The sequence below is a fragment of the Gemmatimonadota bacterium genome (assembly GCA_026706845.1).
Classification (GTDB): domain Bacteria; phylum Latescibacterota; class UBA2968; order UBA2968; family UBA2968; genus VXRD01.
In genome coordinates, this window is the sequence record JAPOXY010000105.1 from 1 (window position 1) to 22,499 (window position 22,499).

Here is a 22,499-nt window from a genome sequence, read left to right on the forward strand (position 1 = left end):
CATCCATTGTCGCTGTCCACTCATGCCCTGTTGTCCTACTTTGTTGGGTTATGATGCGATGGTGTTGATATTGTACCTGCAAAGTCCAATTTCTCACGGGTGCAAATACCACGCGGCCACCTATTTTTTGATGTGTCTCCACATCGCCCGACATAAAGTCTCGCTTGGGTGTATCCTGTAACCGACGCCCCAGTTGTGCATCACCTCCCACATTGACGACTGTTCCATCTGGATTTACTGGATTTTCCCCTTGTCGCTCTCTTTCAAAAGTTAAAGACGCATTCAGGCTCGGCGAAAAGCGGTGTGTCACCTGTGCAAAATATCGGTCTGCATTTGGCCCGGTTGGATAGCCCAACAGGATGTCGTAGTGTTCATACGTATTGATGTCAAAATTGTGCGCGTACACATAAGGCTCCACGCGCACGTATTCGGTGCGTATATCGGTATCTTGCAAGCCCATTGGATCAACCCAGAATGCGCCCACTTGAAAGGCAAATTGATTGGAAAACGCATCGGGGTCGAATTTGACCATGTCGTCAAAAAACCACGCGCCATAAATTGTCAGGCCCGTCCGGATGTACGCCGATATATCGGCTCCAATCACGAGATTGTCGCGATTTTCCAGGTGATTTTGCGTTCCTGCAAATACTGCGACTGGCAAAACGTAGAGCAGTTCAAATCCTCTATCGCCATATACCACGGCTTCGTGCAACCCAATTCGCACTTTTGAAAACGCGATTTCCAGTCGGTGCGCGCCCAGTCGCTTTTGCCGCAAAAAGATGCGCACATGCCCATTGTCGATCCACCGTCGCGTTGTGTCGAGTAGGCCCGGGCGGGCGCGCAGCGATGAAGCGATGTGGGTATAGCGCAATCGCCCGTGTGATGCCTGCAACCGAAACAGGCCATAAGATGGGGCGTTGTTGGAGAGCAATAAATTTCCCGTACGCCCAGGTCCCCAATTCAGGCTTCCCTTACCCGCATCTATACGCATCCAGGAATTTGCCCAGGCCAGTTGAAACACGCTTTCGCGAAAGTCCGCCTTTTTGCCCTTGAGTTGCACGTCTTCAATGGGATGAGCCAGCACATCTTCTCGACGAAGACGCGGTTGGTTGCTCCACTCGCGGGCCTCAAAGTGGCGTGCATAAAATCCCAATGTGTGGAATTGCCCACGCACGGAACCGCCAATATGGGTTTGCGACGCGGTCTCGTTCACAAATCCATCGCCCCTGCGCGCAATCACCTGTTGTCGCACCAGTGGTTCGAGAGTGACGGATGCCGCTGAGTCGCGCCATGTCCACCGGGGCTCGCGTGCAAAAGCTGCGCGATTTTCCAATTCTGCGATATGTCGATTGACGAGGCCGCGCTCGGTTGCCGACATAGATTGATTTGATACGGCGGAGAGCATCTGTGCAACTCGTATCCGGCTCAAGGGCCGTGTATCGGGCACGGCAACCCAACCTCGCGCATTCAGGCGATCTAACAGGAGATACACTGGATGGTGTAAAGGGATATCGGGCGAGGCATCTTCGCCTATCACTGGACTGGCGAGACAGAAAAACATCGAGATGCACGTGAGTAATCTGAGTAGCAAGTGTATATTTCTCATGATGGTTAGAAAAAATAAAGCGATTCCTCTGAATTTGGTTTAAAGCGCAGTACTTGTCAAGCATCGCGCTTTTTTAAAGCGTGTTTACCCTTGACTTTACAGCAGGCATGGGCTATTTTTCGCCTCTTGTAAACAACACCTGATACAAACTACGACAAATGCTTCCAATGCGAAAAAATGCCTCTGTGTGCGATGATTGCGGGCTTTGTTCTTTCGGGCAAAACAGCGGGGAAAGTGATGCGATTGACCGCATCGCACGAGAAGTCGTGCTCCAAATACGCGGTGGAGATGGCGCGGAAATTCCCATTTCCGTAGGTGTATCTGCCCGGCATGCACATGTTGATGATGAAACTCTGGAGATCCTTTTTGGTGCGGGGCACACCTTAACGCCTTATCGCGAACTCTACCAGCCGGGTGCTTTTGCCGCCGAAGAAATCATCTCTGTTGTTGGTCCTCGTTTGCGCGCGATTGAGCGCGTGCGGATTCTCGGTCCCAGCCGCAACTATAATCAGGTTGAACTCGCCCGAACAGATGCCATCTACATCGGCGTTGATCCGCCTGTGCGCGATTCGGGAGACCTGAGAGATGCGCCACCTGTTACTTTTATCGGTCCCAGGGGGTCGATCACGGTGAACGCGGCCATTCGCGCTGCGCGCCATATCCACCTGCGTCCATCTGATGTAATAGATTATGGCTTTCAAGGACGGGAATCGGTCAGGGTGCGCGTGGGAGGCGAGAAAGGCGTTATATATGACAATGTACGCCTCAAAATTGACGAAAGCTATTTGCCCGAACTCCATCTGGATACCGACGATGCCAACGCAGCCGATCTCGTCTGTGGCGATATGGTGTTTATGATAACATGACTGCACTCGGTATGATTGAAACACTCGGTGTTATTGGCACAACAGAAGCTGCCGATGCGATGGTCAAAATGGCTTCCGTCGCAATTGAAAAGTACGAGAAAATCGGTGCGGGATATACCACCACACTCGTGCGCGGCGATGTGGGGGCGGTTCGCGCAGCTATCGAAGCGGGAACAGAAGCTGCCGAGCGCGTTGGGGATCTCGTTGCTGCTCACGTCATTCCAAATCTCGATCCACAGGTAGAAGCAGTTATTTTTAGTAATCAATGATCACTTTCAGGAGGACACAACATGGGTGAAGCCCTCGGCATGATTGAAACCAAAGGTCTCGTAGCTATGATTGAGGCTGCCGATGCGATGGTCAAAGCCGCCAATGTCCAATTTGTCAATTGGGAACGCATTGGCGCGGGATATGTCACTGCTATTGTGCGCGGCGATGTGGCAGCTGTCAAAGCCGCAACGGAAGCCGGCGCTGCTGCTGCTGGCAAAGTTGGCGAACTCGTTTCCGTACACGTCATCCCGCGACCACATGGTAGCCTTGAAAATATTCTGCCTATCGGCTCTTCAAACGACTAAACTATGACCCTCGGCAAGGTGGTGGGAACGGTGGTTGCCACCCAAAAAGACAGCGGCCTGGCGGGTTTTAAGCTCCAGATCGTCCAAACACTCGATTTGCCCGCATTTGAACTCAAAGAAAGTTTTTTGGTCGCCGTAGATGCTGTTGGTGCAGGCGATGGCGAAGTCGTGCTCTGTTGTAGTGGGAGTTCCGCCCGCATGACGAGTGTGACTGAAGATCGCCCTGTCGATGCTGTGATTGTCGCTATTATCGACACGGCAGAAATCGAAGGTGAAGCGGTTTATCAAAAATAGCTATCAGCGGTCAGCAGTCAGCAAAACAAGCGAGGTATTGCCTTTGGAGAGTGGCGCGGGAAACTGAAAGCTGATGGCTGAAAGCTTCTATTGCTTATGAACTTAGACGAAATCCAAATCCAATCGGTGGTTGAGCAGGTCGTGCGTCGCCTTGTGGCTGAGCGCGAAGCTCCTGCGGTTATTGCGCCGCCCGCTCGCTATGAAAATAAGGGCGACGATGGCCTTTTTGACGATCTCGAAGAAGCTATTGCCGCGGCTTCAGAAGCCCAGGGTGTCCTCGAAGCAATGAGCCTGGAGCAACGCCGCGATCTGATTGCTGCAATTCGCCGTGAATCTATGGCGCATTCAAAGGGTATCGCGCAAAAAACCGTTGAAGAAACCGGCATGGGTAAGGTGCCGCACAAAATTCGCAAACTCGAGGTTGTTGTACAACACACGCCTGGCGTTGAAGATTTGCAGCCCACGGCGTGGACGGGCGACAATGGTTTGACGGTTGTTGAAATGGCGCCCTTTGGCGTGATAGCAGCGGTCACGCCATCCACGCACCCGGTGCCCACGATGGTCAACAATACAATTAGTTTTATCGCTGCGGGCAATAGTGCGGTTTTTGCACCCCATCCGAGCGCGAAAGATGTTTCGGCTCTGGGTCTTCAAATGCTCAATCGCGCCATTGTCGGCGCGGGTGGCCCACCAAATTTGCTCGTTGCTGTGCGCGAACCTTCCATAGAAACGGCGCAGAGCCTTTTTGTGCATCCCGGCATCGACCTCGTTCTCGTCACGGGTGGGGGCGGTGTTGTCAAAGCGGCCATGCAAGCGCCCAAGCGCGTGATCGCAGCAGGGCCTGGCAATCCCCCTGTAGTTGTAGATGAGACCGCCGATGTCGAAAAGGCCGCCCTCGGCATTATTGAAGGCGGCGGTTTTGACAATAATATTTTGTGTATTGGCGAAAAGGAAGTTTTTGCAGTTCAATCCGTAGCCGATGAACTGATGCGCCACCTGAAGGCAAATAATTGTGTGGAACTCGACCGCTCGCAAATTGATGCGTTGACAAAAATCGCGTTTCCCCGCGACGAAAAAGGCGATTGGATGCTCAATCGAGACCTCGTTGGTCGTAGCGCGCATGTGCTTGCCGCTCAAATTGGTCTCAATATTTCGCCCGATACAGAGCTTTTGATTGGCGAGGTTGAAAATGAGCACGATTTTGTTCAACACGAGCAGATGATGCCGTTTGTCCCCATTGTTCGCACACCCGATGTACACAGGGCAATTGACTGGGCTATTCGAGCCGAACAGGGTTATCGCCACACGGCGGTCATGCACTCAAAAAATGTCGAGAATATGACCATTATGGCTCGCAGGTGTAAGTGTACGATTTTTGTGAAAAACGGCGCGTCATCTGCGGGATTGGGCGCAGGTGGCGAAGGCTATACGTCTTTCTCGATTGCCACACCTACAGGTGAAGGTTGTACGTCTGCTCGTACATTTACCCGCCAGCGCCGCTGTGCCCTCATCGACTACTTCAGAATTGTATAAGTTCTGCATTTCGCGAGGTAAAAATGTTCCTCGGTCGCGTCATTGGCAAAATTTGGGCGACTCGCAAAGATGCCTCGCTCAAAGGTTTTAGACTGCTTGTCGTTGAACCGATTGATCACGAGCACAATAAAGCAGGAGATGCTTTTGTCGCGATTGATGTGGTCAATGCCAGCGATGGCGAGACCATATACTGGGTCGGTTCACGAGAAGCTCCCAACGCCCTGCCCGATAAATACGGCCCGGTTGACGCGGCAGTTGTCGGTATTGTCGATCAGGTTGATGCATGAGGTCGCCTGCCCTCCGGCTCCCCACAGAAGAAGGGGAGACTAAATCCCGAATCCCAAATTCTATATGTTCCTGGCCCGCGTACTCGGTAGCGTTACATCGACTATTAAACACAGCGATTACAACAGCACCAAACTCATGGTCGTGCAGCCCATTACACCCGATGGAAAAAATGACGGTGCATCGGCTCTCGCTGTTGACGCCACAGGCGTTGGTCGCGGCGAAATTGTCCTCGTGATTCGACAGGGAGTCGCGGCAGGTCTTGTTCTCAATGTGGAATTGCCTGCGGTACGTTCCGTTATCGTCGGCGTTGTGGATGATATTGATATGAAGGGGTGAGATATAAAATGAATCTCCATCAGGCCAAGCTCGATATTGTTGAAGCCGGGCGTCGTGTGTACGAACGCGGCTTTGTCGCTTCTAACGATGGCAATATTTCCTGCCGGGTTGAAGAAGATCGCATTCTCACTACGCCAACGGGAATGTCCAAGGGATTTCTCAAGGTCGAAGACCTCTGTATTACGGACCTGGATGGCACGCTCGTGAGTGGGCAAAAGCGGCCTTCGTCGGAAATTGGGATGCACATTTTTCTCTATCGCGAGCGCCCCGATGTGCGCGCTGTGGTACACGCACATCCGCCAACGGCTACGGGTTTTGCGGTTGCAGGCGTTCCCCTTACTATGTGTGTTTTGCCCGAGGTGATTATCACACTGGGTGCCATACCCATTGTGGAATACGGTACGCCGGGAGGACCAGAGATATCTGAACCGATCAGGCAATACGTCAAAGATTACGACGCCTATTTGCTCGAAAATCACGGTGCGACTACGATCGGTACCGATGTGATGAATGCCTACTACAAGATGGAAACGCTGGAGCATTTTGCGAAAATACTTTTTGTGGCACAACAACTCGGCGGTTATAACGAACTCAATGCGGAACAGGTGGAAAAACTGGTCGCTATTCGCAACCGCATGGGTCTTCGCGGCCCCGATCCAGCGTGTGAGATTCCAGATGTACCCGCAACTCAACCTGCGACCCACATTCCCACGATTCGCACGTTGAGCGCTGGTGGTACACCTCCTGCCCAAACTTCCCAGGACGATCTCATCGCGGAAATTACCCACAGGGTCATGGAAGAGTTAAAATAATGAAAGCAATGCCCAATATCATTTACATCCTCTCGGATGATCTCGGATATGGCGACCTGGGTTGTTTTGGGCAGGAGTTTATTTATACGCCCAATATTGACCGCATCGCAGCAGAGGGCATTCGGTTTACGGATCACTATGCCGGGTCTTCGGTGTGTGCGCCTTCGCGGTGTGTGCTTATGACGGGTCTGCACACGGGGCATTGTTATGTGCGGGACAATCGCGCTTTGTCCATTGAGGGCAATGTGCCCATTCCCGGGGAGACGCAGACGGTTGCCAAATTGCTCAAAAAGGGGGGTTATGCCACTGCCTGTATTGGCAAATGGGGATTGGGGTATCCGGGATCGGAAGGCGATCCCAACAATCAGGGGTTTGATCACGTTTTTGGGTACAATTGCCAGCGCGAAGCCCACACGTATTATCCCCAGCACCTCTGGCGAAACGATCAGAAGATTATGCTCTACGGCAAATCGTATTCACACGACCTGCTCACGGCTGAGGCTTTGCAATTTGTGCGCGATCAGCAATCCAATCCCTTTTTCCTCTATTTGGCCTATACGATTCCCCACACCAGATTCGAAATTCCATCTCTCGATATTTACGAAGACAAGCCCTGGACAGAAAATCAGAAGACGCAGGCGGCTATGATTACGCGCATGGACCGCGATATTGGCACGCTTTTGGATATGCTCAACGAGCTTGGAATTGCCGAGAATACGCTTGTTATCTTCACGAGCGACAACGGTCCCCACGGCAGTGGCAATACGCTTGAACACTTCAACGCGGCTGGTGCCCTTCGCGCAAAAAAGGGGAGCCTCTACGAAGGTGGTATCCGCGTGCCCTTTGTCGCCCGGTGGCCGGGAACGATTCAACCCGGTACTGCGAGCGCTCATTATTCGGGTTTTCAGGATATGTTGCCCACGTTCTGCGAATTGGCTGATACGTCCATCCCGGAACCGGTTGATGGCATTTCTATGTTGCCTGCGCTCCTGGACCGCGATACCCAACAAGCGCACGAATTTCTCTACTGGGAGCGGCGCGGGGTCAGTGCTGTTCGCATGGGCGATTGGAAGGCGTATTTACCCGAGGGTCATGCCAATCCCGAAGGCGCTGTTGAACTCTACGATTTGGCGGCGGATATCGGCGAACAAAATGATCTCGCAACTGAATATCCAGATATTGTTTCGGAAATTCGAACCATCGTTCGGGAATCGCACCGAGATACGCCCTGGGAAACCTGGGAATACGACGGACCAATCCCCAATGAATATGGGACAGTAGTTCATAGATGAGGTGGGACTGGAAAGTGCCCAATCGCAAAGCGACTATTGTCATATTTTGTAGTGCCCTGATTGTGTTTGTCAGCATGGGCATTCGCCAATCCTTTGGCCTTTTTTTGGCACCGATCAGCCAGGACCTCGGCATTGGACGCGAAGTCTTTAGCCTGGCCATCGCCTGGCAAAACCTCATTTTTGGTTTGCCCATAGTGGGCATTCTATCAGATCATTTTGGACCGCGATGGGTCGTTGCTGGCGGCGCATTGCTCTATGCAGTCTGTTTTTTTCTTTTGTCTTCTGTCGGTACGCCTCTTGGTCTGTACACCGTGCTCGGCGTACTTATGGGCATCGCACTCAGCAGCATTTCCTATGTGGTGGTCCTCGGTGCGGTCGCTCAGGTTGTTGCACCTGAAAAACGCGCCTCGTTTTTTGGGCTTATTACTGCTGCGGGTTCTTTCGGGACGTTTGCAATTGTGCCGGGTGTTCAATGGCTTCTTTCTGATTTGGGCTGGCAATCTTCATTCGCTTTTATTGCCCTGATCGCGGGCGCGAGTGCCTTGCTCGCTATTGGGATTCCACATCGCGGGCGCGAGGTGTCTCCAAATACCGTTGAATCCCATGATGGCAGCCTGCTTCAAGCACTGCTTCAAGCGCGAGGTCATTCGGGATACTGGTTGCTCAATGCGGGATTTTTTGTGTGTGGATTTCACGTGGCATTTATTGCCACCCATCTGCCCGCATTTCTAACCGATCACGGCCTTTCAAAAATGGTCGGTGCAACGGCGTTATCCCTGATAGGCCTTTTTAACATTTTTGGATCTTATCTTTCGGGGCAACTCGGCGACCGATATCGAAAAAAATATCTCTTGAGTTTGCTTTATTTTGGTCGCGCCATTGTCATTAGCGGATTCCTTTTCATATCCGTCACAAATACGTCTGCGCTTGTGTTTGGCAGCATGATCGGGTTCTTATGGCTTGCAACCGTTCCGCTGACCAGTGGTACTGTCGCGCAGATCTTTGGTTCGCGCTATCTTTCCACGCTGTATGGCATTGTTTTTTTCAGTCATCAGATCGGCAGTTTTTTGGGCGTGTGGCTGGCCGGGCGCGTGTATGATGCAACGGGGTCTTACGATATGATTTGGATTGCCGCGATTCTCTTGGCTGTGACTTCATCGCTCGTTCATCTGCCCATTGCCGATAAGCCCGTGCAAAGGCTTGAAACAGTTAGACCATGAAAATCCTCATTGCAAACGCAGGCTCTACTTCATTCAAATATCGCTTGTTTGACATGACCGATGAAGCGGTGCTCGCCGAAGGGCGTCTCGAACGCATCGGCGATCCGTCTTCACCTGTTGCCCATCAGATTGGCGAATGCGCTGTTGAAACCGAACAACACTTGCCGGATTATCCATCCGCGGTCCGCGATGTTATTGCGCGTCTGACAGACACGCGCACCGGTGTGCTCTCCGACTTGTCTGACCTCGATGCCGTTGGGTTCAAAACCGTTCACATGCGCGGTAAAGCGGGTACTTATCTTCTCACAGAAAACGTTTTGCAGCGCATGGCGGACTACAATAGCCTCGCGCCTGCCCATAACCCGCCCTATATCCAGGCGATTCGCATTTTCGAGCAATGCGCTCCCAATCTGCCCCTGATTGGACTTTTTGAAGCCGCCTTCCACGTCAACATACCCGATTATGCCTATATTTACAGTGTGCCCTACGACTGGTTTGAAAAATACGGGGTTCGCAAATACGGCTTCCACGGCGCGTCCCATCGCTACGTTTCGCAACGCACGGCGCAAATACTCAACCGCGAGGATCTCCGCATGGTATCCTGCCATCTCGGCGGGAGTGCCTCTTTGTGCGCGGTTCGCAACGGTCAATCCATAGATACCTCAATGGGCTTCTCGCCCCAAACAGGCATCATCAATAGCACGCGTATTGGAACTATTGATCCCTTCATTATTCCCTATATAATGGACCGAGAAAATTTATCGACAAGAGAGATGAGCCGCATTCTGTCTGAAGAAAGTGGTTTGCTCGGCATTTCGGGTATTAGCGGTGATGTGCGCGATCTCGAAGAAGCCGCTCAAAAGGGGCACGCGCGCGCGCGCCTTGCTCTGGAGGCATTTTGTTATGGGATCAAAAGAGAAATCGGCGCTTACTCCGCTGCACTGGGCGGTCTGGATGCGATTGCTTTTGCCGGGGGCATTGGCGAACGCGGGGCAAATGTGCGCTGGCGCGTCTGTACCGGGCTCGAATACCTGGGCGTTCACCTCGACGAGGTCGCAAATGCCAATCCTCCCGCAGACGGGCTGATCTCGCCATCCAACAGCGAGGTTGCGGTTTTGATTGTCCAGACCGACGAAGAATGTATTGTCGCACGCGCAGTAGCCGAATACTTGAAGGAGCACGGATGAATATCACCGATGTTCGCACGATTCCGCTTTTTGGAGAAACGCCTATGACGGGCTGGACAGTCGAGCCAGGACCGGATGAAAATATGCACACGCTGGTCGAGGTTCAGACGGATGAAGGTGTGAGCGGCATTGGAAGTGTTTTTACCAGCAAAGCCCTGGTTGATGGGGCGATGGGGTTGTTGCGCCCCAATATCATTGGGGAGAACGCGCTGGAACCCGAGCGCGTATCTGAAAAACTTCACCAGATGACCTTCTGGCAGGGACGGGGAGGTGCTGTTACACATGCGATTAGCGGTGTTGATATCGCGCTATGGGATATTTTGGGCAAAGTGGCTGGGCAGCCCGTTGGGCGTTTGCTCGGCGGATATTATCGCAAAAAAATAAAACCCTACGGCTCGATTCTCTTTGAAGATCCCGAAACATTTTCCGACACTTTGCAAGATGCGCTCGACCGCGGTTTCAGGGCGCTCAAACTCGGCTGGGGTGCTTTTGGGCGCGTTGACCGCCATATGGATGAACGCCTCATCAAACTCGCCCGGGACACCTGTGGTCCCGATGTGGAACTCATGGTCGATGCAGGCGGCAGCGATGCCTTTTGGCCTCACAATTACAAATGGGCGATTGAAACCGCTCGCATGCTCGGCGATTACGATATCACCTGGTTTGAAGAAGCCCTCCCGCCCGACGATATTGAGGGCCACATCAAATTGCGAGAATATTCTCCTGTCCGCATTGCCGGTGGAGAAGTTTTTACTCGCCGTCAGAGTTTTATGCCCTGGATTGAGCGCGGTGCGTATGATATTATCCAGCCCGATGTCACGAAAGTGGGAGGTATTTCTGAAGTGCGCCGTCTGATATGGTATGCGTATGACCACAATGTTCTGGTCGTCACACACGGATGGAACACCGCTATCGGTCTCCTCGCAGATCTCCACCTGGCCGCCGCACACCCCATTGCGCGCTGGGTCGAATATATTACCCCATCGCCTTATATCGAAGATATTGTTACCACGCCGTTTTCACTGGATGAAGACGGATTGCTCACTATTCCCACTGCACCGGGTCTCGGTATAGAACTCGATTGGGATGCTGTGCGCCATTACTCGGGTGAGAAATAGGGGATAGATTTATGCCCAAATTTTTATCACATCGAATATTGAAATACGGGTCTAATGCCCTTGTGGCGGTGTTGATCACGCTGGGTATTCTGGCAGTGATTAATTTTTTGACCACGCGGTATCACGCGCGCTTTGACCTGACGGCTCGCGGTCTTTATACGCTATCGCCTCAAACGATTTCTCTCTTGGAAAATTTGTCTGAGGATGTCAATGTTGTGGCGTTTTTCCGCGAAGCAGAGCAGCGCGATTACGAGCATGTGCTCAAACAGTACGCCTATCATTCGAGGCGTTTTGCGTACCGGTTTGTCGATCCCGATAGAGAGCCGATTGAGGCCCGGCGATATACTGTGACGCGGTATGGTGTTTCGGTGATCGAATATGGCAATCGAGAAGAGAGAATTCAGGAAACGTCTGAAAAGGCACTGACTAATGGCATTGCGCGTTTGATGAGTGAAGACCAGCAGGTGGTCTATTTTGTAGGGGGACACGATGAGGCGCATCCCGACGATCAATCAGAGCAGGGATTTTCCGGAATCAAGCAGTTGCTCATCGAAGGCAACCACGATGTGCGTCCATCCCTGGTGCTGGCGCAATCACAGCGCGTACCAAAAGATTGTGACGCGCTGGTTGTCGCGGGACCAAAACGCCCGTTTTTGCCATCAGAGATCGATATTGTTGCGACATATCTCAATCAAGGTGGGGCGGCGTACTTTTTGTTGGATCCTCTCATCGATACGGGGCTTGAGCCGCTGTTGCGAAAGTGGTCTATTGGCCTGCGCAATGATTTTGTGGTCGATAAAAGTCAGGTGCTGACGGGCGCTGATTTTTCGGTTCCAGTGACGACGCATTATAGCAAACATCCCATTACGGATAAGCATTCGGGGTTGCAGACGTTTTATCCGTTGGTGCGCTCGATGGAACGCGTGGGGTCTTTGCCGGGTGCCGATGTTTCTTCACTGGTGCTGTCTTCGCCGAACAGTTGGAGCGAGACCAATTTGGATGCCATTTCCGCTAAGGACAAAGAGGCGGTGCAATACACATCGGGGGCTGACCACCCGGGGCCGCTGTGGCTGGCGATGGTCGTGGAAGGTCCGGCCACTATTGCTGCAAAAGCGGGGGATGATCGGCGTGGCGTGCGTGCGCGGATTGTGGTCTTTGGCGATTCGGATTTTGCGAGCAATCGCTTTGTAGAGGTGCCTGGGGCTGGCAACGGCGATTTGTTTATGAATGCAGCGAATTGGTTGCTCAGGGCGCGCGATAAAATTACGATTCGCCCCAAGAGCACGCTCTTTCGCCCGCTGACATTGAACCCTGGCGATGAATTTTGGATTCGGTGGGTGTATTGGTTGGTGTTGCCAGGCGTTCCGATTGTTGCTGGTGTACTGGTCTGGTGGCGCAGGCGTTGAGAAGGGTGAAAGGCGATCCGCAGATGACGCAGATAAAAGAAGATAGGCTGGTTGGGTGAGGTAACTAACCCCTGACAACCGACAACTGATTATTGAGGAATAAATTTTGGGTCTTAAAGTGACAGCGATTTTGGCGGTTTTGCTTTTGGGGCTGGTGGGGTTTGTCTTTTTATATGAACGTCCTCGCATGGCAGAGGAACAACGCGAGATTGAGGAGAAGGATGCGTTTATTGAAGTTCAGCGACATCGCGTTGCGCGATTGACATTGACCAATGACTACGGGCACTTTGTCGCTGAGAAGCGCGGCAATGAGTGGGGGCTGATCGAGCCGCTGGAAGTTCCTGCAGATTGGATAGAATTTGAAGGTATGATCGAGATCGCACAGATTGTTGAACGCGGTCGAGTTGTGGTTGATGAAGGCGATTACGCAGGGGTTGTGCTCGCCGATTTTGGGCTGGATCCGCCCGTGGTTGAAGTGCGATTTGAACCCATATCAGGCGACCCCGTGTGGTTGTTTTTTGGCGATGATATTCCCTCAAAGCAGGGGTGCTATCTAACATGGTCGGGCGGAAACAAGGTCGTGTTGACCAAAAAACAGTATCGCGCGCGATTTAATCGTCCGCTGATGGCATTGCGCGATACGCGGGCGTTTTCCTTTGATCTCGATTTGGTCACGCGGGCGTATTTCCAAACGCCTGAAGGCGTTTATGAGGTCGTGCGGGATGGGCTAAAGTGGCATCTCGTTAAGCCGATAAAAGAACGGGCTGACGCGCGCGAGGTTTTGACGTTATTGGGGCAGTTGAAAGACGAACGCGTCGAATCCTTTTACAAAGAGTCGGTGGATGATCCCACAATTTACGGGTTCGACGATCCGGATTACAAAGCCGTGTTGCATCTAAAAGACAATGAAGTGCCCAATACGCTGTTGTTGGGCAAGCGCGTTCCCGATAATCGGCGAAAACTGTGGTATGGGCGTGTAATGAATCGGCCGCAGGTGTTTATCGTCGAACAATTGCTTGCAGAATCTCTGGATATTCCATTGAGCCGATTGCGTTACAAGCGCGTTTTTGAGTTTGATCGCACGGGTGTTGACCGCGTGCGGTTGGCTTATCGAGACAGTGTGGTGAATTGCGCGAAGGATGGCAATGACTCGTGGCAGGTGGTGATGGGGAATGGGCGTGTTGTAGAGGGGGATGCAGGCGTTGAGGATTTGATAGATCGCGTTCACAATCTGGTCGTTGCCGAGTTTCCCGATCAAATGGATAAATCTATCGCAGATAGCCTGGATGATCCCGTGTTGACGGTTTCTCTTTGGCGGGGCGAGACACTGGTGCAAGAACTGATCATCGGGCAGGCCAACAATTTTTGGTACGGCACGGCCAAAACGCACCGCGAGGTAGTTGTGTTGCCGTATTTGGTGATGTCGTGGTTGCAACTGGACGAATAGACGAACCCCACTCCACCACCCCAAATCACTACTAACTTCGATTCGCAGATGAACTGGTCTGAACCAGTTGTACACCGCTCCGTTGATTCGTCATGCGTAAAATTTATTTTTTCTTTTTCGTCATAATTTGGTTCGGAATACAAACCGTTTCGACCGATGCTGCGGTAGAGTTTTTGACAGGGGTTGACCGCGATACAATTACAATTGGCGACCCTTTTGTTTTGCGTCTGCGCGTCCATCGCGGGGCTGATGATAAGGCGAAAATCGCGTATGGGAAAGATTTCCCCCAACCATTTGAAATCCGGCACACGGGTGGGGTGGAGACGGAGCAACTCGAGAATGGACGGGTGCGGGAAACGCAAGACATCGTGCTGGCGATTTATCAGTTGGGCGCGTTCCGCGTGCCACCCGTTTCCTTGCATTTTGTCAATGCAGAGGGCGATTCTGGAAAGATCGCGTCGCAACCCATTGATGTGCTGGTACAGAGTGTCAGGCCAGAAGGCACGACAGATATTCGCGATGTGAAGCCTCCCATGGTTGTTGTGGCACAGATTCCCATGTGGTTCTGGCTGGCTGTTGGTGGGCTGATTCTATTGATTGCAGGATTGATCTGGTATGTTTATCGACGCAGGCGTCGCCCCAGAGCCGAGTTGCCACCGCCGCCAGTCAACTGGTTAGAGGAATTGGACAGGGTGGGGCAGTTGGGGCTGATAGAGCGGGAAAACTACCGGCAGTATTATTCTCTGTTATCGGCTGTTTTGAGACGGTGTTTGGAAGCCAAAACCCCTGTGCATGCGGTGGAGCGCACGACGTTTGAGATTGGGCGAGATTTGCGCGTCCATGCGTTTGACGATCAATTGGTGATGGCTATCGAAGGCTTTTTGAATGAAGCGGATCGGGTCAAGTTTGCCAAATTCGCGCCTCGTGATTACATGGCGCGCGAGGCGATGGATGGCGTGCGCGACATTGTGAATACTCTGCTTACACCCTCTGTGACGCAGGAGACAGATAGGTGATGCGTTTTGCAAATCCAGAGTGGTTACTGCTCCTGTTGTTTATTCCGGTGCTCATCTATCGCTATATTGGGCGCGAAAGGCGCAAGTCGGGGCGAATTCGGTTTTCCGATACGCGCCTTTTTCGGCGCATTGGGTCGTCCTTTTCGCTGAAGTTGCGGCACAGTCTGATCGCGTTTCGCTGTGTGGCTCTGGTTTTGCTCATCGCGGCGATGGCGCGTCCGCAGTCTGGGCGCGAAGGCCGAGAAATTTTGAGTCAGGGCATTGATATTGCGCTGGCGATTGATGTGTCGAGCAGTATGGAGGCCAAAGACCTGGCAGACCAGCGCAAGACCCGGTTGGAAGTGTGCAAAGAGGTGGTGGCGCAATTTGCACAGGGGCGTGCCAATGATCGCCTGGGGCTTGTGGTATTTGCCGCAGAAGCCTATACGCAATGTCCACTCACACTGGATTACGGCGTGTTTTTGAGTTTTCTCGATGGTGTTGAAATTGCCGGCAAGGACTGGGATGGTACTGCGATTGGTTTGGGGATCGCAACTGCGGTAAATCGTTTGAGAGAATCTGAGGCCAAGAGCAAGGTGATTATTTTATTGACAGATGGGAAGAATAATCGCGGTGAGATCGATCCGATGACTGCAGCGCGGGCAGCAGAGGCCGTGGGTATCCGTATTTATGCAATTGGTGCGGGCAGCAGGGGAACGATTATGCAGGAGGTTGATGGGATTTTTGGTAAGCGATTTGTACCGGTCAAAGTTGAGATTGATGAAGAGACGCTTAAAAAAGTGGCCGATGCAACAGGTGGGAGATATTTCAGAGCGACGAGTGAAGAAAAGCTGGAAGAGATATACGCCGAGATTGGCGAAATGGAAAAGACAGAGATCAAAGTGCGCGAATATGTGGATTATCGCGAGTTGTTTCACCTGTTTCTCTATCCCGGTTTGGTGCTGCTATCATTGGAGTTGATACTGGGGAATACGCGATTTCGGAGGTTGCCTTAGATGCGATTTGGCGATCCACAAGCTTTTTATTTTCTTTTATGCGTACCGATTTTCGCGCTTTTTTTCTGGTGGGCTTTTCGGCGCAAACGCAGGGCGCTGTATGCATTTGGCGCTCCCGAGTTGATGAATAAACTCGCTTCAGGTGTCAGCCACATGCGGCAGGGCATAAAATCCGCACTGATGTGTATCGGATTTGTTTTTTTAGTTCTGGCACTGGTGCAACCGCAGTTCGGCACCGAATTGGAATTGATTCACCGTCGGGGCGTCGATCTGGTGATTGTTCTGGATACGTCATTGAGTATGTTGGCCGAGGATATTAAGCCCAACAGGCTGGATCGCGCGCGTTTTGAAATTGAGGGGTTGATCGATCGTCTTGAAGGTGACCGCATCGGTCTGGTGGCTTTTGCCGGTTATAGCCATGTACTCTGTCCGCTTACGCTGGATTATGGCGCGGCAAAGATGTTTTTGGGGCAGGCGGATGTCACATCGATTTCAGAGCAGGGTACAGCGGTTGCCGAAGCGATTCACGCGGCCATTCGGGGATTTGGGTCGCGCAATGGGAAATACAAAGCGCTCATTTTGATTACAGATGGCGAGAATCATAGCGGTGATCCCATTGCAGCAGCGCGAGCGGCAGCGGAGGAGGATGTGCGAATTTTTGCTGTGGGTGTTGGGACTGCGGATGGCGAGTTGATCCCCATTCGCAGTGGTGATAGGATAGATTATTTGAAGGATGCCGGGGGCAAGATTGTCAAGACGCGGTTGGATGAATCAACTTTGAAGGAGATTGCGCGTGTGACCGATGGATTATATGTGCGTGCCAGCGGCGGGGGGATTGGATTGCAGGCGGTGCATGAACGGATAGCAGAGATGGAGAAGCGCGATTTGGGTACGCAGCGTTACGCACAGTATATCCACAGGTTTCAATGGCCGTTGGCTTTCGCGCTGTTGTGTTTTGTGAGCGAAGCCCTGCTATCGGATCGACGACGCAGTGAGGAAGTGTGGCGCGGGCGATTTGAGACATAGACTCTGGACGTGAGATTATGACGCGATTTTTATATGTTTTGCTGGCAGTGCCATTCCTGGGGTGGACATTTCTCGATCCCGTGGCAAAAAAGAATGAAGAGGGCAATGCGCTGTTTGAGAAGGAAGAGTATGAAGCGGCATTGCGTCGATATTTGGAAGCGCAACAAGAGGGGCAACCCCGACCGGAGTTGCATTTTAATGCTGGCGATGCCCTCTACAAGCAGGGGAAATATGCCGAGGCTTTGCAGGAGATGGGGCGTGCCACCGAAGGCACTCATCCGGATATGTCTGCCGCTGCACATTACAATTTGGGCAATGCGCTGTTTCGGCAGGAGAAGTTCCAGGAAGCTGTGGGGGCTTATAAAAAATCACTGGAACTGAAGCCGGATGATATAGACGCCAAAATTAATTTGGAATTGGCATTGGAAAAACTGGATCAGGATGGGCAGGATGGGCAAGATGAACAGGATAAAAATCAAGATCAAAACCAGGATCAGCAGGACCAAAGTCAAAATCAGGACCAGAATCAACAGGATCAGCAAGATCAGCGAGATCAGCAGAATCAACAGCAGGGTCAACAGCCCGATCCCAGAGAGATGACGCCCGAGGAGGCAGCTCGGATTCTCAATGCGATGAAGGCGCGAGAAGAAGAGTCCCAGAAGCGACGCAAATTGAAGTTGCGGGGCAGGCGATATGATGGCAATGCGTGGTAGAAAAAGATGGATATTTTTCTGCGGTGTTTTGTTTTCCCTGTTGCAGGTACAGGGGACTGATGCACAGGATGTGACGATGCAGGCTTCGGTAGATCGCACTCGGGTTGAAGTTGGCGACCTGATTCAGTTCACGGTGGAGGTTGAGGCCGCGCAGATGGGGAGTGTGTCTGCACCTCAGGTTCCCACGCCTGATGGATTGCAATTGACGGGTAGTACGTCCTCTACGTCGATGTCCGTCAACATTGTCAATGGTGCAATGACAACAAAGCGCACGACGACGTATGTTTTCTCTTTTCGCGCACAGAGAGCTGGCACTTATGTGTTCGGTCCGGCACAGTTGGTCCATGAAGGTAAGACGATTCGGTCTGATCAGGTGCGCGTTGAGGTGACGAAAAGGAGTGGTCGCCAGCAGACGCGCCCCGCGCCATCAACGGGACGGTCAATGGGACAGTCAGAGATTCAGAAGATTGAACAAAATTTGTTTTTGCAGGCGGTTCCCGAAAAGCGGGTGGTTTATGTGGGTGAACAGGTGGGTGTGACTTATAAATTGTTTACGCGCTATGATGTGCGAAATGTGCAATACGGCCATGTGCCGACATTTACCGGGTTTTGGACAGAGACTGTATTTGATGCCCAGCGTTTGAATATGCAGCGGGAGGTTGTCGATGGGCGAGCGTTTAATACGGCATTGCTCAAGCGTTTGGTGCTATTTCCGACAACGGCAGGTAAGCACACCCTGGAGCAACTTGAGGTGAATTGTGAAATTGTTGCGGGACGGCACTCGCGTAGTTTGTTCAATTTTGATCCATTTAATACATTTGATACGCAGCAGGTGAGGGTGCGGTCAGGCGATATTGAAATTGAGGTGATGCCGTTGCCTGCTGGTGCGCCGAAGGGATTTGGCGGTGCTGTTGGACAATTTGAGATTCGCGCAGAGGCGGTTCCAGATCAGGTGAAAGCCAGCGATCCCGTTGCGGTGAAGGTGGTGGTGCAGGGGGCGGGAAATTTGCACGCGATTAACGAGCCTATTCGTCCTGAGCGGTCGGGTTTTAAATTTTATGATCCCAAGACGAATTTGGAAACGCGAAAGCGTGGCACGCACATAAGCGGACAAAAAACTTTTGAGTATGTGGCGATTCCGCATAAAACAGGGCAGGTGATATTGCTGCCTTTTACACTGGCCTATTTTGATCCTGTGCAGAGGCGGTATAAAACCGCGCAGACCAAACCGATTACTTTGCAGGTGACGCCGGGTGAACAGATGCCCCAGCCGGTTGATGGGTTGCGGGGTGAAGAAGTGCGCGCGCTGGGGAGCGATATCCGGTATATCAAACCCGACCGGAAGCAGTTGGCCGATCAGGGCTTGTTGCTCTATCGGCGCAGTGGGTTTTGGCTTTTGCAACTGGTTCCTGTTTTGGGAGTAGCAGGTGCTTATGCTTATCGACGTCATCGCGTGCGTTTAGAAGGCGATGTGGCTTATGCGCGCAGAAGGCGTTCACGTTCGGAAGCACAACGGCGTTTGGGCAAGGCGAAAGGGTTAATGGAGGCGGGCGATAGCGCGGGTTTTCACGGTGAAGTCCACAGGTCTTTGTCGCAGTTTGTCGCAGATCGAACCAATCGCGCAGCGGCGGGTTTAACGGCGGACCAGATTGGTGCTGTGCTGGTGGAATGCGGTGTAGATGCACAGGTGATTGCAGGCGTTCAAGACGTATTTGATCAATGCGATCAGGCGCGGTTCGCGCCGGGGCAGATTTCGGCAGAGCAGATGCAGGCGTTGTTCGCGCAGACCGAAGATTTGATCGGTGCGCTGGAGCGATGTATTTAGTTATGAGGACGGTGATAGAACGGTTGTTATACCCCGTTGTCGCGATTGCGATACTTGGCGTGGATACAGTATTCGCTTCAGAGGCTCTTGTCGCGCTGTACAATCGGGGCAATGAGCACTATCGCGCCGGGGATTTTGATGCGGCGATTTCGGCTTATGAGCGCGTTATCGCACAGGGGCTGAACAACGGCGAGGTATATTATAATCTGGGCAATGCGTATTTTAAAAATGCGCAACTCGGGCGTGCGATTTTATCTTATGAACGCGCTTTGAATTTGATGCCGGGTGATCGGGATGTTCTGACGAATTTGCAGTTTGCCAATGCCCTGAAGATAGATCGAGAAAGCGAAGATGAGGTCAATATTTTGACGCGGGTTTTGCAAGCGATTTTTGCGTTTTTCACCTTCGATGCGCTGGCAGTTATGGTTTGTGTGTTTGTTTTTTTGCTGGGCGGTGTGGCGGTGTGTTGGATTTTTGTGCCTGTCCGTCGTTTGCTGTGGGGCGGGTTGCTGGTGGTTTTTGTAGGTGGTCTTCTGAGCAGTGCGGCTATGCTGGCGTTTAAGGCGCATCAACACAGCATTCCCAAAGCTATCATTCTGGTGGATGAGGCCATTGGTCGCAGTGGGCCAGGGCCCGATTTTTTACAGGTGTTCGCACTTCACGAGGGTACAAAGGTCGAGATTGAGCGAGTTGAAGGGGGATGGTTGCTGGTGCGCCTGCGCTCGGGCCTCGGCGGCTGGATTGAGGCGCGTGCGTTGGAGCGGATTTGAGGAATCATCTATAATGGCGGTGATTATGGACGATACAACTTATAATGCGTGGTTTCGGTGTTTTCGAGGATGCGAAGGGCAATATGCGCTGACGGATGTGATTTACGCGTGTCCAACGTGCGGGGGATTGCTCGAAGTGGCGCACGATATGGAAGTGCTCAAACGCAGGTCGGGCAGTTATTGGCGCGGGTTGTTTGATAAGCGTTATATGACGACGGAATGGCCTTATGGCAGTTCGGTGTGGGGCAAAAAAGAACTGGTCTGTCCCGTGGTTCACGAAGACAATGTGGTGTCGATGTACGAAGGGGGGAGCAATCTGTTTTGGGCCGAGCGTTTGGGACGCGAAATTGGCGTTGAGGATTTGTGGGTTAAGCAATGCGGTAACAGCCATACAGGGTCGTTCAAAGATTTGGGCATGACGGTGCTGGTATCCATGGTGAAACAGATGCTGTTTGAGGGGGCGCGTATTCCGGCGGTTGCGTGTGCATCTACTGGGGACACCTCGGCGGCATTGGCTGCGTATTGTGCGGCGGCGGGCATACAATCGGTGGTCTTTTTGCCGAGGGACAAAATCTCGACCGCACAACTTTTGCAACCCCTGGCCAATGGTGCGCTGGTGCTGAGTTTGGAGACTGACTTTGATGGATGTATGAGGCTCGTGCAGGAGATTTGCCGCGAGGAGAATATTTATTTGGCCAATTCGATGAATTCACTGCGGGTAGAGGGACAAAAAACGATCAGCATCGAATTGGTGCAACAATTTGATTGGGACGTGCCCGATTGGGTTGTGATTCCCGGCGGAAATTTGGGCAATGTGAGTGCGCTTGGTAAGGGTTTTCTCGAAATGGAAGCCCTCGGTCTCATTGACCGGTTGCCGCGCATTGCGGTTGCCCAGGCCGATAGGGCAAACCCACTGTACCAGAGTTTTGAAAAGAATTTTGATAGTTTTGAACCGATTCAGGCACAGCCAACATTGGCGAGTGCAATCCAGATCGGCAATCCAGTGAGTCGGGAAAAAGCGATCCAAACGCTCAAAATATTCGGTGGTGTCGTGGAGCAAGCCAGCGAGGAGGAATTGGCCGATGCGGCTGCGCGTGCCGACCGCACGGGTTTGTTTGCCTGCCCGCATACCGGGGTGGCTTTCGCAGCATTGTTCAAGTTGGTTGACAGGGGTGTGATTCAGAAAAGCGATCGGGTGATCGTGATTTCAACGGCTCACGGGTTGAAGTTTAGCGAATTTAAGCTCGGGTATCATCGGGATCAGTTACAGGACTGGGGTGTCAGCCCGCATTACCGAAATGAACCCGTTGTGTTGCCTCCCAAAGTCGATGCGGTAAAAAAGGCGATTTTTGATCGGATTGAAGCCAACCGATAGTTGACATGGTTGGAGGTTTTGTTTACATTCCCAAAACATAGCTATAGTGAGTGGTGATTTGCGGCATATTGCAGCCACTTTAAACAAGTCGCTAAAAAGTTATTCCCAAAACCGGGCTTTTTAGTCCGGTTTTTTGCGTACTGCGCGGGGCTTTTGTGGCTCCGCTTTTTTTTTGGAGATGGCGCATGTCTGAAAAGTGCGAAACGCACGCGCCCTGTTCGGGAACACGGGCTGTTCATGCAGGTGAAGAAAGGGGACACTGGGGAAAATCTCTGACAGTGCCCATTGCCCAGACATCGACTTATGTATTTGAAGATACGCAGGCGGTTAAAGCATTTGTAGCGGGCAAAAATCCACAGATCGACTATGGACGCTACGGCAATCCAACACAGCATGCCGCAGAATCCAAGCTCGCAGAATTGGAAGGCGCAGAGGCCGCTATTTTATTTTCGTCGGGCATGAGTGCTGTGACGACTACACTGCTGGGCATGCTCTCAACCGGGCATCACGCGGTGATTATGGATGATTGCTATCGCAAGACCGCACAATTTTGCCAGATGGTGTTGCGAAAATTTGGCATTGAAACCACATTTGTTCACGCGGGTGATTATGCCGAATTAGAAGGTGCGGTCAGGGATAACACGCGGGTGATTATTTCTGAATCTCCGACAAATCCACATCTCAATGTGATCGATCTGGAAAAGCTGGTCGATATTGGAAGAAGGCATCGGGTCAAGACGATTATTGACAGCACATTTGCCACGCCCTTAAACCAGCGTCCGCTCGCATTGGGCGTAGA

General features: G+C 52.1%; 23 protein-coding genes and 1 riboswitch. Of the genes, 22 read left to right on the plus strand and 1 reads right to left on the minus strand.

Annotation, left to right across the window (positions count from 1 at the left end):
• Positions 1-1,591, minus strand: a 1,591-nt coding sequence (locus tag OXG87_10510; GenBank protein ID MCY3869981.1) for a hypothetical protein, incomplete at its 3' end; no start/stop codon positions are given.
• A 182-nt stretch (positions 1,592-1,773) separates the two neighbouring features.
• Between OXG87_10510 and OXG87_10515 the strand changes: the two genes are divergently transcribed.
• From OXG87_10515 to OXG87_10620, 22 genes are all read left to right on the plus strand, one after another.
• On the plus strand, positions 1,774-2,472 hold the full coding sequence (locus tag OXG87_10515) for a PduL/EutD family phosphate acyltransferase (GenBank protein ID MCY3869982.1): 699 nt from the start codon (positions 1,774-1,776) through the stop codon (positions 2,470-2,472).
• Positions 2,469-2,741, plus strand: coding sequence for a BMC domain-containing protein (locus tag OXG87_10520; protein MCY3869983.1), 273 nt, complete (start codon positions 2,469-2,471; stop codon positions 2,739-2,741). The genes OXG87_10515 and OXG87_10520 overlap by 4 nt, the downstream gene beginning before the upstream one ends.
• Positions 2,742-2,762: 21 nt before the next feature.
• Entirely contained in the window at positions 2,763-3,047 is a 285-nt protein-coding gene (gene eutM, locus OXG87_10525) for an ethanolamine utilization microcompartment protein EutM (GenBank protein MCY3869984.1), read from the plus strand.
• A 3-nt stretch (positions 3,048-3,050) separates the two neighbouring features.
• Complete coding sequence (locus OXG87_10530; GenBank protein ID MCY3869985.1) at positions 3,051-3,341, plus strand: EutN/CcmL family microcompartment protein; 291 nt, start codon at positions 3,051-3,053, stop codon at positions 3,339-3,341.
• A gap of 96 nt (positions 3,342-3,437) precedes the next feature.
• Positions 3,438-4,874, plus strand: a complete 1,437-nt coding sequence (locus OXG87_10535) for an aldehyde dehydrogenase EutE (GenBank protein MCY3869986.1) — start codon at positions 3,438-3,440, stop codon at positions 4,872-4,874.
• 23 nt (positions 4,875-4,897) lie between these two features.
• On the plus strand, positions 4,898-5,161 hold the full coding sequence (locus OXG87_10540; GenBank protein MCY3869987.1) for a EutN/CcmL family microcompartment protein: 264 nt from the start codon (positions 4,898-4,900) through the stop codon (positions 5,159-5,161).
• A 64-nt stretch (positions 5,162-5,225) separates the two neighbouring features.
• Positions 5,226-5,498 (plus strand): EutN/CcmL family microcompartment protein, encoded by a 273-nt coding sequence (locus tag OXG87_10545; GenBank protein MCY3869988.1) that lies wholly within the window; start codon positions 5,226-5,228, stop codon positions 5,496-5,498.
• 8 nt (positions 5,499-5,506) lie between these two features.
• A complete protein-coding gene (locus OXG87_10550) occupies positions 5,507-6,310 on the plus strand; it encodes a class II aldolase/adducin family protein (protein MCY3869989.1) in 804 nt (267 codons plus the stop codon).
• Positions 6,310-7,602 (plus strand): arylsulfatase, encoded by a 1,293-nt coding sequence (locus OXG87_10555; protein MCY3869990.1) that lies wholly within the window; start codon positions 6,310-6,312, stop codon positions 7,600-7,602. Before OXG87_10550 ends, OXG87_10555 begins: the two co-directional genes overlap by 1 nt.
• Positions 7,599-8,822, plus strand: a complete 1,224-nt coding sequence (locus tag OXG87_10560) for an MFS transporter (GenBank protein ID MCY3869991.1) — start codon at positions 7,599-7,601, stop codon at positions 8,820-8,822. Before OXG87_10555 ends, OXG87_10560 begins: the two co-directional genes overlap by 4 nt.
• Positions 8,819-10,009, plus strand: a complete 1,191-nt coding sequence (locus OXG87_10565; protein MCY3869992.1) for an acetate/propionate family kinase — start codon at positions 8,819-8,821, stop codon at positions 10,007-10,009. Before OXG87_10560 ends, OXG87_10565 begins: the two co-directional genes overlap by 4 nt.
• Positions 10,006-11,127: a mandelate racemase/muconate lactonizing enzyme family protein gene (locus tag OXG87_10570; protein MCY3869993.1), complete on the plus strand. Its 1,122-nt coding sequence runs from the start codon at positions 10,006-10,008 to the stop codon at positions 11,125-11,127. Before OXG87_10565 ends, OXG87_10570 begins: the two co-directional genes overlap by 4 nt.
• Positions 11,128-11,138: 11 nt before the next feature.
• Positions 11,139-12,533, plus strand: a complete 1,395-nt coding sequence (locus OXG87_10575; GenBank protein ID MCY3869994.1) for a Gldg family protein — start codon at positions 11,139-11,141, stop codon at positions 12,531-12,533.
• Positions 12,534-12,639: 106 nt separating this feature from the next.
• Entirely contained in the window at positions 12,640-13,980 is a 1,341-nt protein-coding gene (locus tag OXG87_10580; GenBank protein ID MCY3869995.1) for a DUF4340 domain-containing protein, read from the plus strand.
• 92 nt (positions 13,981-14,072) lie between these two features.
• Complete coding sequence (locus OXG87_10585; GenBank protein ID MCY3869996.1) at positions 14,073-14,996, plus strand: hypothetical protein; 924 nt, start codon at positions 14,073-14,075, stop codon at positions 14,994-14,996.
• A complete protein-coding gene (locus tag OXG87_10590; protein MCY3869997.1) occupies positions 14,996-15,991 on the plus strand; it encodes a VWA domain-containing protein in 996 nt (331 codons plus the stop codon). Before OXG87_10585 ends, OXG87_10590 begins: the two co-directional genes overlap by 1 nt.
• Positions 15,992-17,017 carry a VWA domain-containing protein gene (locus OXG87_10595; protein MCY3869998.1) on the plus strand — a complete coding sequence of 342 codons (1,026 nt, stop codon included), beginning with the start codon at positions 15,992-15,994 and terminating at the stop codon, positions 17,015-17,017. It abuts the gene before it with no gap.
• Positions 17,018-17,034: 17 nt separating this feature from the next.
• Entirely contained in the window at positions 17,035-17,730 is a 696-nt protein-coding gene (locus OXG87_10600; protein MCY3869999.1) for a tetratricopeptide repeat protein, read from the plus strand.
• Complete coding sequence (locus OXG87_10605; protein ID MCY3870000.1) at positions 17,711-19,555, plus strand: BatD family protein; 1,845 nt, start codon at positions 17,711-17,713, stop codon at positions 19,553-19,555. The genes OXG87_10600 and OXG87_10605 overlap by 20 nt, the downstream gene beginning before the upstream one ends.
• A 2-nt stretch (positions 19,556-19,557) precedes the next feature.
• A complete protein-coding gene (locus tag OXG87_10610; GenBank protein MCY3870001.1) occupies positions 19,558-20,325 on the plus strand; it encodes a tetratricopeptide repeat protein in 768 nt (255 codons plus the stop codon).
• Between the two features lie 25 nt (positions 20,326-20,350).
• The gene (gene thrC / locus OXG87_10615; protein MCY3870002.1) at positions 20,351-21,700 is read left to right on the plus strand and encodes a threonine synthase; all 1,350 of its coding nucleotides are present in this window, start codon (positions 20,351-20,353) and stop codon (positions 21,698-21,700) included.
• Positions 21,701-21,740: 40 nt separating this feature from the next.
• A riboswitch (SAM riboswitch) is annotated at positions 21,741-21,816 on the plus strand.
• Positions 21,817-21,885: 69 nt separating this feature from the next.
• Positions 21,886-22,499 (plus strand): aminotransferase class I/II-fold pyridoxal phosphate-dependent enzyme (locus OXG87_10620; GenBank protein MCY3870003.1); only part of this gene is annotated, 614 nt, incomplete at its 3' end.